At 68.2% G+C, this 13,035-nt stretch carries 11 protein-coding genes; 1 reads left to right on the top strand and 10 read right to left on the bottom strand.

From position 1 onward, the window contains the following. Positions 1-7: 7 nt before the first annotated feature. The 8 genes from INN71_RS13020 to INN71_RS12985 form a co-directional block, all read right to left on the bottom strand. Positions 8-838, bottom strand: a complete 831-nt coding sequence (locus INN71_RS13020) for a glycosyltransferase family 2 protein (RefSeq protein WP_277497850.1) — start codon at positions 836-838, stop codon at positions 8-10. Further along, complete coding sequence (locus tag INN71_RS13015) at positions 835-2,139, bottom strand: lipopolysaccharide biosynthesis protein (protein WP_277498017.1); 1,305 nt, start codon at positions 2,137-2,139, stop codon at positions 835-837. Before INN71_RS13015 ends, INN71_RS13020 begins: the two co-directional genes overlap by 4 nt. Before the next feature lie 47 nt (positions 2,140-2,186). Then, positions 2,187-2,408, bottom strand: a complete 222-nt coding sequence (locus tag INN71_RS13010; protein ID WP_277498015.1) for a hypothetical protein — start codon at positions 2,406-2,408, stop codon at positions 2,187-2,189. 331 nt (positions 2,409-2,739) lie between these two features. Continuing rightward, positions 2,740-3,681, bottom strand: coding sequence for an NAD(P)-dependent oxidoreductase (locus INN71_RS13005; protein ID WP_277497849.1), 942 nt, complete (start codon positions 3,679-3,681; stop codon positions 2,740-2,742). Beyond that, entirely contained in the window at positions 3,678-4,814 is a 1,137-nt protein-coding gene (locus INN71_RS13000) for a glycosyltransferase family 4 protein (protein WP_277497848.1), read from the bottom strand. The genes INN71_RS13005 and INN71_RS13000 overlap by 4 nt, the downstream gene beginning before the upstream one ends. A 79-nt stretch (positions 4,815-4,893) precedes the next feature. Continuing rightward, the gene (locus tag INN71_RS12995) at positions 4,894-6,138 is read right to left on the bottom strand and encodes a sulfate adenylyltransferase subunit 1 (protein ID WP_277497847.1); all 1,245 of its coding nucleotides are present in this window, start codon (positions 6,136-6,138) and stop codon (positions 4,894-4,896) included. After that, positions 6,138-7,052 carry a sulfate adenylyltransferase subunit CysD gene (cysD, locus tag INN71_RS12990; RefSeq protein WP_277497846.1) on the bottom strand — a complete coding sequence of 305 codons (915 nt, stop codon included), beginning with the start codon at positions 7,050-7,052 and terminating at the stop codon, positions 6,138-6,140. The genes INN71_RS12995 and cysD overlap by 1 nt, the downstream gene beginning before the upstream one ends. 163 nt (positions 7,053-7,215) lie before the next feature. Next, positions 7,216-8,382 (bottom strand): nucleotide sugar dehydrogenase, encoded by a 1,167-nt coding sequence (locus tag INN71_RS12985; protein WP_277497844.1) that lies wholly within the window; start codon positions 8,380-8,382, stop codon positions 7,216-7,218. Positions 8,383-8,775: 393 nt separating this feature from the next. Between INN71_RS12985 and INN71_RS12980 the strand changes: the two genes are divergently transcribed. Beyond that, complete coding sequence (locus tag INN71_RS12980; RefSeq protein WP_277497842.1) at positions 8,776-10,128, top strand: hypothetical protein; 1,353 nt, start codon at positions 8,776-8,778, stop codon at positions 10,126-10,128. Here the strand turns inward: INN71_RS12980 and INN71_RS12975 are convergent. Continuing rightward, positions 10,109-10,789 (bottom strand): GDSL-type esterase/lipase family protein, encoded by a 681-nt coding sequence (locus tag INN71_RS12975; protein WP_277497841.1) that lies wholly within the window; start codon positions 10,787-10,789, stop codon positions 10,109-10,111. The genes INN71_RS12980 and INN71_RS12975 overlap by 20 nt on opposite strands. Positions 10,790-11,075: 286 nt before the next feature. Beyond that, positions 11,076-12,872 (bottom strand): adenylyl-sulfate kinase, encoded by a 1,797-nt coding sequence (gene cysC / locus INN71_RS12970; RefSeq protein WP_277497839.1) that lies wholly within the window; start codon positions 12,870-12,872, stop codon positions 11,076-11,078. Positions 12,873-13,035 lie beyond the last annotated feature (163 nt).

The following is a 13,035-nucleotide window of genomic DNA, read 5'->3' as shown; positions in this document are numbered from 1 at the left end:
GGCCCACTCAGCGCCCCTGACGCGCCCCCCGAACGTAATCGGCGGCAGTCACCGCGTAGGCGCGGGGGAGCCGCGCGGCACCGTACAGCCGCCGCTTCGGCGGCAGGGCACGATCGAGAGCGACGTGAGAGTAGATGTAGGCCATCTCGAAGGATCGCTTGGCCGACCGCACGCGCGTCAGGTTGTCAGGATGCTCTCGCCAGTAGCCAACGGCCTCGTCGAGGTGGAGAACCGGGTGGGTGCGACTCAGTTGGTAGCCGATCCAGAAGTCGTATGAACCGCCCACGGCGGCTGGAATCTTCACGGCTTGCAGCTCGGGCGTCCTCATCAGGGCACACACCACGGACGGGAATGCCAACCTGGTGCTCCGCACGTCTCGTGCCCAGTTTCCGATTCTCCCGGCAGGCACGTCAGTGAGGTCCCACGTAGTCCAAGCATGAGAGGTCCGGCTCTCGTCGAAGCGCCCGTCAGCCGTGGTCACGCGGGGCCGAGAGAATGCTGCAACGCAGTCTGGGTGCCGCTCAAGCCCGCTCAGCAACGTATCCAGGGTCTCAGGCTCCCACAGGTCGTCATGGTTGACGATCGCTACGTACTTGCCGCAGGCCAGGGAGATGCCGCGAGCGTGATTCAGCGCTGGCCCTAACGTCGTTGGGTTTCCGTGGTACTTGATCCGGCTGTCTCCAAGGCTTGCTGCCAATTCGGCAACATCCGGACTATTGGCATCGTCCATCAAGAGGATTTCAAATGATGGTTCAGACTGCGCGAGAATACTCTTTAGCGTCGCGCGCAAGTATCCGCCACGGAAGGTTCCGACAATTACAGAACATTTTACGGTCATTGCTCAGCTTGGACCTTTCGGCGCTTGTATATCAACTGGACCGACCGCGGCGAGAGCAGCAGCCAACGCCGAACCGGGATGCCCGAATTAACTCGGGCATAGGTTAGAAGCAGCGCGAAGCTCGCCCCATAACCCGAGGCACTCGCCGCGGCGACGCCAAGAATGCCAAAACGGGGCCCCAAGACCGCCATCCCGAGCAGCATCGTCACGACACCCGCACCTTGGGCCCACGCGACTACGGCGGGCTTGGCTGCCAGCGTGATGGCGTTGCCGAGGGTCTGCGCAGCGGCGCCGAGAACGGTCCCTGTCAATAGGAACCACACTACTGGCACAGCTTCGTCAAACTCGTCGCCGAACAGAAGTGGCACCAGAACCGGCGCCGTCAGGGCAATCGCAGACGCCGCGATCGCAGCGAGGGCAAGAACCGCTCCGACGGTTGCCGCTGCGAACTCACGCAGGTTGTCGAGCGAGAGTGCGCGGGCAGTCGCCTGCGTTACCGCCGCCGGCACCACTCCGGGCAACGCGGCCAAGGTGGCCGCCACCGCATAAATTCCCAATGACCGGAAGTCGAGGACTGCCGCGACCATGAGTCCGTCCGCGCGAAGATTACTCACGTTCAACAGGGTGCTCAACCAAGCGCCCCGACCGAACCGCCACGCATCCCTGACGGCCGAAACGTCCGTCGCAATCGGGCGCGAGCGCCACCAAACACCCAGCGCGATGACCCCAGCCGCCACAGCCGCCAAGTAATAACAGACCACCGTCGAAAGGAGCGTAACCTCGTCAACGAGCAACAGGACCACAAGACCGATGAACGGCACCACGGCGCCGGTGAGACGAACGAAGGCGATGAACCGCCAGTTGGCGCTACCCAGCGCCACTCCGCTCGCAGCCTGCACCAAGGAACTGAAAGGAAGCAGGAGGATCTGGAACAGCAACAGCCAGAAGAGCAATGACTCGTCGCTCCCGCCCACCATGGTGGCGATAGGGAACGCGAGTGCAACGGCTACCAGCCAAGCAGCGAGCAGGAGAGGCGCGGCCGATCGGAGAACGGAGCCTGCCCGCTCCCCGTGTGCGACCTGCCGCGTAATCCACCCGAGGGCGCCGAAGTCGGACAGAAACGCGCCGATCTGACCCACGATAAGAACCGTTGCTAGCTGCCCCCGCAGCTCGGGACCCAGCTCGCGCGCTTGGATCGGTCCCGTCGCGAACGACAACAGCATTACGACCAGCTGCACGCCTGTGAGGCCGAATGCAGCGCGGGCTATTCCAGACCCCCGCAGGGCTTCCAACGCTGGCATACGCCGGCGTCGACGCCAGGGGCCGCTCGACGTCACCGCCTATCGGCCTAGACCACGAACTTGACATGTCGGGCTGGAACGCCAGCCACGAGGGCGCCGGGGGCGACATCACTAACGACGACCGCCCCGGCCGCGACCACCGCGTCCGGTCCGATCTTGCAAGGTCCGATGACCGTGCAGTTCGCGCCTAGGAATGCGCCGGGGCCCACCGTGATGTCGTACCCCGCGTCGGGGATGGCCTTGCGACGCTCGTCCCCCGTCCTGGACATGTCGTGGGTACCAGCCACGAGCGTCACGCCCGGAGCCAACATTGCAAGTGCTCCGATTTTCACAACGCCACTTGTGGCGTTGATGTGAGCGTTCTGAACGCTGGCCGACGGATGGATCTCGCAATCCGGGCCGTGGTGTCCGACTACATGAATGTTGCGTTCGACCGCCATTCGCGCAACTCGACCAAGGGGACCGTCAGCAAGACGCCGCTTGATACCAGAACGAAGTACGTCGAACGAAGTCGTGGGACGTCGCGGCAACCGGTACTGGCGCGACGTCGGTTGATAGCCCCGCGGTCGCGCCTTCAGAATAGCCACCTAGTTGCCCGCCTCAGGCCGAGAGATCATTCTGCTGCGCCACCCAATCGTAGGTTCTTCGGATCCCGTCTGCGAACGGGACTTCAGGAACATGGCCGAGAGCTCTCAGAGCGGCGATGTCGGCGCACCAACGGATCGGGTCACCCTCGCGCACTTCGCCGGTGAAGCGAACTTGGATCGTGCTGCCCGCCGCGTCCACCAGAGCAGACACGAGGGCGGACAGCGTTGTTTCCAGCCCGGAGGCGACATTGAACGCCTCCCCCTTGAGGGGCGCCCGCTTGGCCACCGAGATGACCGCTCGCGCCGCGTCCGTGACGTAGACAAAGTCGCGCGAGACATCGGCGTCGCCCGCGACCTCGAGCGAAGTCGCGTCGGCACCGATCCGTCGCGCCAAGTCGTAGACCACCTGTTTACGCTGACCGGGACCATAGACTGAGAAAGGCCGTGTCGACGCCGCCGGGACTCCGAATTCCCGCGCGTACAGCGCGACGTACTCCTCAGCCGCGAGCTTGGAAACTCCGTAGGGCGAGACAGGCCTCTTGGGGTGGTCCTCCCGCATTGGCAGCGATAACGCAGTTCCATATACCGCGGCCGACGAACAGAACACGAACGCGGGCGGACGATCCAACCGACGACTGAGATCGAGTAGGCGCAGCACCGAGTGCGTGTTGGCCAGCAGATCGGAGACCGGGTCTTCGATCGAGCGTGGGACGGATGCAACCCCAGCGGCGAAGAACACCGTGTCCACGTCTTTCAGCAGACCCTCCATGCGCCCATCGGCCTGGTCGATCGCGTGACAGCGTGCCGGCGCCTGCAGTGTGGGCATGACGGGACCACCGCCTCCGCGTGACGTCCCGACGACCTCCACACCCTCGCGAGCGAGCTCGTGAGCTATCCAACTACCAAGGAAGCCGGACGAGCCGATGACGAGGGCACGTTCGATCGGCCGGCTCACTCTTCTACTCCGGCGACGTCCCGCAGAAGGCTCTCAAGCTGAGCTGCCACTGATTCCCACGTGAACTCCTCGAGCACACGGTTCCTGGCTGCCACTCCGTAAGTTGCAGCAAGAGACGGATCCAGCAACAAGGCCGAGAGAGCGTCGGCCACCTCGTCAGCGGACTCGGGGTTGACGAGCAGCCCCGTTTGCCGATCCAAGACCGCTTCTGCCGGCCCTCCGACATTTCCGGCCAAGGTCGGCAGCCCCCATGCCGCTGCCTCGAGGTAGACCACCGGGAAGCCTTCTCCGCCGACCTCGCCCTCCGGGTAACGGGCTGGCATCGCGAACACGTGAGCCTGACCGAGCCAATGATCACGCGTAGCGTCGTCGACCGAACCCAGGAAAGTGACCGCCTCCGCGAGGCCCCGATCGGCGCAACGCTGCTCCAGCTCGGGTCGGAGCCTCCCATCGCCGATGACGACCCAGCGCGCGTCCGGCACCCGTCGCACGACCTTCTCCATGGCGTGCACCATGACGTCGTGGCCCTTGTACCAGTCCCTCAGGCGAGCGGTGGTCAGCACCGTAGGTCGCTGAGCCCTGGTGGACGGCAGCTCTGATGGAGGCTTGGTACCCGGATGGACCACCCGCACCTCGAGAGGTAGAAGTCCGCCGGCCACACGTTCCATTGCGCCGCGGGTGTAGGCAGCAACTGTGACCCCGGCGTGAGCACGGCGCATCGCCCAGCGGGCCGTCCGTGGCCTGCCCTCTACCTCTTTGCCGTACGTGTAGAGCACTTGGCGGACCTTGAACCGGCGAGCCAGGACAACGGCGGCAGGCGCGGTTACGACGTGACCGTTCAAGATCACGTCTGGGCGCCACGAACTGCGGAAGAACGCCAGAGACACGTTCAACATGGCGTTCCGGACCAGCGGACGCCGACCGACCGCCGGCAGACGTCGCGTCGGAGTTCTGCTCGAGCGGTCGAACTCGGCCGCTCCCTCGGTCGACAGAGTCACGACCCGGACCTCGGCCGATGGCATGTGTGACGTGATCTCGTAGAGCAGCCGCTGGATGCCGCCGTGCGCCGGAGGGAAATCGGGAGTGACAAGCAGAACCCTCAACGGCCTCGCGACATCACTCCCTGGGCTCACCGGTTGAACGTACCAAGGCACGAGGGGGGCTCACGGCGCTTTGTCGAGAGTGGGACCAACACCACTGCCCACCAACGACCTAGTCGTTGATCATTCCCGCGCCCACCGTCACACCCGTCGCCTCGTCGATGAGGATGAACGCGCCGGTGGTGCGGTTGCGCGAGTAGGGGTCGACGAGCAGCGGCTGCTGGGTGCGCAGGCGCACCCGGCCGATCTCGTTGACGCCGAGCTCGCCGGTCTCCTGGTCGCGGTGCAGGGTGTTCACGTCGAGCCTGTAGTCGAGCTCCTTCACCAGGGCCTTGACCGTGCGCGTCGTGTGCTTGACCAGGAGCCGCTGGCGCGGGCGCAGCGGGGTCGTGCTCATCCACGCGACCATGGCGTCGATGTCCTGCGTCACCTGCGGCTGGTTGTTGGGCCGCGCGATGAGGTCGCCGCGCGACACGTCGAGCTCGTCGTCGAGGCGGATGGTGACCGACATGGGCGGGAACGCCTCGTCGACCTCGCGGTCGAACAGGTCGATGCCGGCGATCTTGGCCGTCATGCCCGACGGGAGCACGACGACCTCGTCGCCGGGCTTGAAGACGCCGCCGGCGACCTGTCCGGCGTACCCGCGGTAGTCGTGGTGGTCGTCGGACTTGGGGCGCACGACGTACTGCACCGGGAATCGCGCGTCGCGCAGGTCCCGGTCGGAGGCGACGTGCACGTTCTCGAGGTGGTGCAGCAGGGACGAGCCGTCGTACCACGGCATGGCCTCGGAGCGCGTGACGACGTTGTCGCCCTTGAGCGCCGAGATCGGGATGACCGCGAGGTCGGGGATGGTCAGCTTCGTCGCGAAGGCGCTGAACTCGCGCTTGATCTCGTCGAACCGCTCCTGCGAGTAGTCGACGAGGTCCATCTTGTTGACCGCGAGCACGAGGTGCGGCACCCGCAGCAGCGACAGCAGCACGGCGTGGCGCCGCGACTGCTCGGACAGCCCGTGGCGGGCGTCGACGAGCACGAGACCGAGGTCGGCGGTCGAGGCGCCCGTGACCATGTTCCGCGTGTACTGCACGTGTCCCGGGGTGTCCGCGATGATGAACTTGCGGCTCGGGGTGGCGAAGTAGCGGTAGGCGACGTCGATCGTGATGCCCTGCTCGCGCTCGGAGCGCAGGCCGTCGGTCAGCAGGGCCAGGTCGGTGTAGTCGTAGCCCTTCGACTGGCTGGTGGCCTCGACGGCCGCGAGCTGGTCCTCGAAGATCGCCTTGGAGTCGAGCAGCAGCCGCCCGATGAGGGTCGACTTGCCGTCGTCGACCGAGCCGGCGGTGGCGAAGCGAAGCAGGTCCATCAGAAGTAGCCCTCCTTCTTGCGGTCCTCCATGGCGGCCTCGGAGAACCGGTCGTCGCCACGGGTGGCGCCACGCTCGGTGAGGCGGGCCACGGCGATCTCGTCGATGATCTCGGTCGTGGTCGACGCGGTCGACTCGACGCAGCCGGTGAGGGTCAGGTCGCCGACGGTGCGGAACCGGACGGTGCGCTCCTCGGCGGTCTCGCCGGCACGCAGCGGGTTGTGCTCGCTCTCGGTCAGCAGCATGCCGTCGCGCTCGAAGACGCGGCGCTGGTGGCTGAAGTAGATCGACGGGATGAAGATCTGCTCCCGGTCGATGTAGTGCCAGATGTCGAGCTCGGTCCAGTTGCTCAGCGGGAAGATCCGCATGTGCTCGCCCGAGTGGATGCGGCCGTTGTAGAGGCTCCACAGCTCGGGGCGCTGGTTCTTCGGGTCCCACTGGCCGAACTCGTCGCGGTGAGAGTAGACGCGCTCCTTGGCGCGGGCCTTCTCCTCGTCGCGGCGACCGCCACCGAAGGCGGCGGTGAAGCCCTCCTCCTCGATGGCGTGCAGCAGGGTGCCGATCTGCATGCGGTTGCGGGTCGTGCGCCCGTCGTCGACGACGACACCGGAGGCGATCGCCTCCTCCACGCTGGCGACGACCAGCCGCAGACCGAGGCGGGCGACCCACTCGTCGCGGCACTCGAGCACCTCGGGGAAGTCGTAGCCCGTGTCCACCTGCAGCACGGGGAAGGGGATCTTCGCGGGGAAGAACGCCTTCTCGGCCAGGCGGAGCATGACGATCGAGTCCTTGCCGCCGGAGAACATCAGCACCGGCTTCTCGAACTCGGCCGCGACCTCGCGGAAGACGTGGATCGACTCGGCCTCCAGCTGGTCCAGCTGGCTCAGGCGGTAGTCGGGATGCGACGCGGACACCCGATGAGAGTACGGACGGCCGTCTCAGCACCCGGCCACGTATCAGTCCGTGGGCGCCGAGTGGTTTCGAGGGCCGCTGGGGCGGCCACCTCAACCACCGGCTCGGGCCGCTGGGGCGGCCACCTCAACCAGCGGCCCGATCAGCGCCGGGCTGCGGGGCCGATCAGTCGCGGCCGTAGATGTCGCGCGTGTAGACCTTCTCGGCGACGTCCGCCAGCACGTCGGTACGCCGGTTCGCGATGATGACGTCGGAGCGCTTCTTGAACTCGTCGAGGTCGGTGATGACCTCCGAGTGGAAGAACTCCTCCGTGTCGAGCGCGGGCTCGTAGACGACGACCTCGATGCCCTTCGCCTTGATGCGCTTCATGACGCCCTGGATGCTCGACGCCCGGAAGTTGTCCGAGCCCGCCTTCATGATGAGGCGGTAGATGCCGACCGTGCGGGGCCCGCGGCGCAGCACGTCGTCGGCGATGAAGTCCTTGCGCGTCGTGTTGGCCTCGACGATGGCGCTGATGAGGTTCTGCGGCACGTCCTGGTAGTTCGCCTGCAGCTGGCGGGTGTCCTTCGGCAGGCAGTACCCGCCGTACCCGAAGGAGGGGTTGTTGTAGTGCGACCCGATGCGCGGGTCGAGCCCGACGCCCTCGATGATCTGCGCCGAGTCGAGCCCGTGCACCGCGGCGTAGGTGTCGAGCTCGTTGAAGTACGCCACCCGCAGCGCGAGGTAGGTGTTGGCGAAGAGCTTGATCGCCTCGGCCTCGGTGGGGTCGGTGAAGAGCGTGGGCACGTCCTTGTCGATCGCGCCCTCGACGAGCAGCGCCGCGAACTCGCGCGCCCGCTCGGAGGTGTCGCCGACGACGATGCGCGAGGGGTGCAGGTTGTCGTAGAGCGCCCGGCCCTCGCGGAGGAACTCGGGCGAGAAGATGATCGATGCGCCCGCGTTCTCCTCCCGCACGCGGCGGGTGAAGCCGACCGGCACCGTCGACTTCACGATGATCGTCGCGTCGGTGTTCACCGCCAGCACGTCGGCGATGACGCTCTCCACCGTGCTGGTGTTGAAGTAGTTCGTGCGCTCGTCGTAGTCCGTCGGCGTCGCGACGATGACGAAGCGGGCGTCCGAGTACGCCGCCGCCTTGTCGAGGGTCGCCGAGAGGTTCAGGGGGATGGAGGCCAGGTACTTTTCCAGTTCGGCGTCCTCGATCGGCGACTGCCGCTGGTTGAGCAGGTCCACGCGGCTCTGGTCGACGTCGACCGCGACCACCTCGTGGTGCTGCGCGAGGACGACGGCGTTCGACAGCCCGACATAGCCCATGCCGGCGACGGCGATCTTCATGGGCGGCAGGCTACCGGGCGCTCCGGGCACATGACGTCCGAGAGGCAGGGACTGGTCGGGCGAGGGGTGATGCCGCAGTAGGCAGAACCGCCGCGGCCACTTGGGCCCGCCCTGTCGTCACGAGACCAGCCGCTCAGTCGCGGCCGGGCGCTACCCCAGGTCTAGCGGCGCCGCCCTCGCAGAGTTGCGAGTCCGCCCCGAACGGCCCACCTGTTTGATAGACCCCGCCCGGCGCCGGGTGCCGACGCTCCGGCAGTCGCCATGGCGAGGGAGCACGGACAGCAGCCGAGGGTGACCGAAGCGGGCGGCCTGCGCCGACTGCACCTCTCCCCTAGGCTGCCACCTGACAGACAGCTGGGAGTCTTCATGCGCGGTGTGGGTAGCGGCCTCTTGATGGCCCTGGCGATGTTCCTGTGCGCGTCGCTAGGGGTGCTGGTCGCTGTCGAGCCGCGGCTAGCGCTGGCCGTCGTCCTGCTCCTGGCGGGTTTGCTCGTTCGAGCACGAACAGCGTTGGTCATCCTGCTTGCCTGCGTCGTGTCCCTGGGTCTCGTGCGGCGTGTCACGTCAGGTGGCCGGACCGAGACGGACCCGCTGTTGCTGTTGCCCATCGCTCTACTGGCGCTCGCACTCATGTGGAGCGTGGGGCGCGACCGCGGCGTGGCCTTGCGCAGAACCGACCCGGTCCTTGGTCTTGCGCTAGCGGCACTCGTGTTCCTGCCGCTAATTTCTTGGGCGCTTTCCGAGCGTTCGGTGGAAGCGCTCTACGTGGCCATCGTCTACTCGACCTGCTTCCTGGCGATGGCGACGGCTGCCTCGGGTCTGCTGCCCAACGCATCGGAGGCGGTCTCTCGAGCTGCGCCCTGGGCGACGCTGGCCATCGCTGGCTACGGGCTGGTCCAATTCCAGTTCCTGCCCTCGTGGGACCGGGCCTGGATGGTCGCCTCCAACCTCAGCTCGATCGGTGCGCCAGTGCCCGGCCAGGTCAGGGTGTTCGGGTCGCTGGAATCACCAGGTCCGTACGCACTCGTCCTCGGCGCGCTCATGTGCGTGGTCGCCCAGGGCGTTGTACGTGGTGCGGCTCGGCGACAACTGGCGCTGCGGGTTACGGCGCTGGCGGTCGCTGCGCCTGCCTTCTTCCTCACGGGCGTGCGCACCGGCCTGTTGTCGATGGCACTCGTCTTGCTGGTCGCCGCGGTCAAGACAAGGTCACTCGCGTTGGTCACCGTTGCCGTCGGCGCCAGCGCGGTGCTGTACGCCGTCGGGACACGCGTCATCGCGAGCTCAGCCGAGACCAACGTCTTCACCGTCGAGCGCTACACCGATCTGGGCGGCGACCAGTCGCTCGAGGCTCGCCTCCGGCTGCTCGACGGGGTCGGGCCAGCCCTGCGCCAACCATTGGGAACCGGATTCAGTGCCTCCGTTCAACGGGCGGACAACCTCTACATCGACCTGCTCGTGGCTGCCGGCCCCCTTGCACTCCTGGCGATGCTGGTGGTCGCCGCGATCACGGCGAAGCGCGCCGTGGCGGCGGACTGGAAGCTCCCCGGGAACGACCTCAGCCTGGCCGTGCTCTTCTCCATGGCCTTCACCGTCGCCGGCTCGACGTTCGCCACCACGTCGGGGCTAGCCGTCGCGCTCGCCTGGGGCTGGGTGCTCAGCGCGCCTCCCGCCCGTCCTGACCGCGATCGGGGCCGGGCTTCGGCTCAGGCCGTCCGACGTCACCCGGTCACGGGAGCGCAGCCGTGATGCGTTCTGCCATTGCCCGGTGGCCTGCCTCGTTGGGATGGAAGTGGTCGAGGCAGTAGTGGTCCCACCTCTGGAGCGCGCCGTTCATGGGCACGTAGCTCCGGGCAACGGAACGGGAGCCGCTCGCGTACTCGCGAAGAGCAGCGCTCGAGCCCGGGAAGTAGCGGTCGTCCAGGTCGGTCGGCCCAAGTATCACGACGTGGGCACCGCGAGCCCGGAGCGCATCCTGCAGGCCGACCATGTGATCGACGAACGCGGGCAGTGCCAGCAACTGCTCAGCAGTTCCCCACTTGAGCAGGCCGACCTTGACCCGCCAACGAGCCTCAGACTCGAGGCGTTGGGCCAAGCGCCTGTGCCGACTCGTCGAGAAGTATGGCCGCGGGTCGAGCCAACCGGTTCGCCGCCACCTGGCCGGCACGCACCGCAACGTTCGCTGGGAGGGTCGAAGAATGGCCTCCGTCGTCCCGTGCGCGATGATTGCCAGGTCGATGCCGTCGACCCCGGACGCGCGCAGCCGGGCCTCCGAGACGGCCACGGTCTGGGCGGACGCGGTGAAGTCGAGCAGTTCCGCCCCCAACGCCTCGGTCACGAGATCCGCGTAACGCGGTCCGCGGACTCCGAGGCCGTTGGCGATCGAGTCCCCGAACACCGCTACGCGCACGGCGCAACCCTAGGGCAGCGTACTCGGCAGGACCCTCGGTCGGCCGACCCCTTGGCTTGTCCCGCCGGCGAGACGGGGGCCATCAGATCACCGGCCGGGAGCGCTGCTCCTCGACCTGGTCCCCGCTGAGCTCGCACGCGTTCTCGCACTGGACACTGCGGAGATGGGACGGCCGGCGCTCCACGTCCCAGTCCAGATGGAGCGTCAGCGCCTTGCAGACAGGACAAGCCCGGGTCGCGTTCACTCAACGAGTGTCCCCCAGGGCCGCCCGGGTCGCCGGCGCGGGTCACGGTCGCGCCAGGTGGTCCGCGATCTTCTCTACGAGACCGTCGATGAGCGCCGCGCACTCGGCAGCCGCCACTGGGCCCCGGCGGAAAGGGTCGGCGATGTCGAGGCCCTCGGCGCTCGGTCGATTGGCCCCGACGTGGGCCACGGCCGCCCGGGCGTCGACCGGGCCCTCCAGACCCTCGACCCCGCGCGCGAACTGCCCCAGAGTGAAGACCTTGCGGAACGCCCCCGGGCTCTCGTCGAGGATCAAAGACCGGTGACGACTCTCCGCCGTCAGCACCAGGTCGGCGTCGTCGATCAGGGCGCGGGTGAGCGGCCGGCTGCGGAACTGCGCCGGGTCGAGCCCACGAGCGCGGGCCTCCGCGGCCATGTGCTCGTCCATCGGGTGGTCGGCGTAGCCGTGCGTTCCCGCCCCCGCGACGACGACGGCGTCGCCCGCCGCCGCCTGGAGTGCGAGCTCCATGTACGGCGAGCGGCAGATGTTCGCGGTGCAGACGACGAGGACCTTGAGCGGGGTTTCGAGGGGCGCTGGCGCGCCCACCTCGGCCGTGGTTTCGAGGGGCGCTAGCGCGCCCACCTCAACCAGCGGCTCGCGACCCACCTCAACCACCGGTTCGCGACCTACCTCGACCACCGGTTCGCCGCCGACCTCGACCCCAGGCGCGATGGCGGCGAGGACCGGCGCCAGCGCCTCCTCGACGGTCAGGCCCGTCGTGTCGACGACGACGTCCGCGTCCTCCGGCACCTCGTACGGCGCCGAGATGCCGGTGAAGTCGGGGATCTCGCCCGCGCGGGCCTTGGCGTAGAGACCCTTGCGGTCGCGCCGCTCGCACTCCTCCACGGGGGTCGCGACGTGCACCAGCACGAAGCGGCCTCCCGCGTCGGCAACCAGGCGGCGCACGTCGCGGCGAGTGGCGTCGTACGGCGCGATCGGGCTGCAGACCGCCACCCCGCCGTGCCGGGCGATCTCCGCCGCGACCCACCCGATCCGGCGGATGTTCGTCTCCCGGTCCTCGCGGGAGAACGTCAGTCCGGCCGACAGGTTCCTCCGCACGACGTCACCGTCGAGGCTCGTGACCGTGCGCTCCGTCGTCTCCAGCAGGTGGTCGACGAGCGCCCGCGCGACCGTCGACTTGCCGCTGCCCGACAACCCGGTGAAGAAGACCACCAGACCGGCGGCCCGCTCCGCCGCCGCGGTGCTGCTCTGCCCTCCCCCGTCACCCAGCTCGACCACCGGCGCGTCACCGGCGTACGCGGCCACGACCCGCTCCCGACGCTCCGCGTCGACGGCGACGTCGCCGGTCCGGGCCAGCGGCACCACCACCACGTGCACCGAGGACAGGCTGCGGACCGCCGCCAGGGTCGACCGCACCAGGCCCAGCGGGCTCGTCCCGCGGGGCCAGCCGTCGCCAGCGAGGACGAGCAGCAGCACCTCCCCGTCCGCGGCGGCCAGCTCGGCGCGCTGGGCGGGCGACAACGGCGACTCGACCGGCACACGGACGGCCCCGGGGTGCTGCTCGCGCACCTCGTCGGGGCTCAGGCGCAGGCGCCGGAACGGGCCGTGGGCGGGGCGTGCCAGCGGCTCCACGGTCCAGCCACCCGCGTCGCGAGCGTGCAGGCGAGCGAGAGGGAGACCTTCGGGATCGACCAGCTCGAGCAGGTCGGGCTCGTCGGCTGCGAGACCCGACGGCAGGTCGAACTCGCCGGCATCGACGGGCCCGGGGAGGACACCCCAAGCCCGGAGCTCCAGGTCGTCGAGCACGCGAGGACTCGGGCAGTGCTGCGTCGTGGCCACCGCGCCATCCTGCCAGCGACCCGGGCCGGGGCAGGAGGAGCCGCCCTGCTCTCTGGGGTTCAGCAGGGCGGCTCCCGGCGGAGGCCGCAGGCTCCCGGACGTCAGGGATCCCGGGGGCAGCGTCACTCCGCGATCTACTCTGGCACGCCCCCACCGCGGGCAC

Origin of the sequence: Nocardioides sp. ChNu-153, assembly GCF_030466625.1 — a bacterium.
Taxonomy (GTDB): domain Bacteria; phylum Actinomycetota; class Actinomycetes; order Propionibacteriales; family Nocardioidaceae; genus Nocardioides.
The sequence above is the reverse complement of the archived record's forward strand: the minus strand, read 5'-3'. Positions and strand labels throughout refer to the sequence as shown.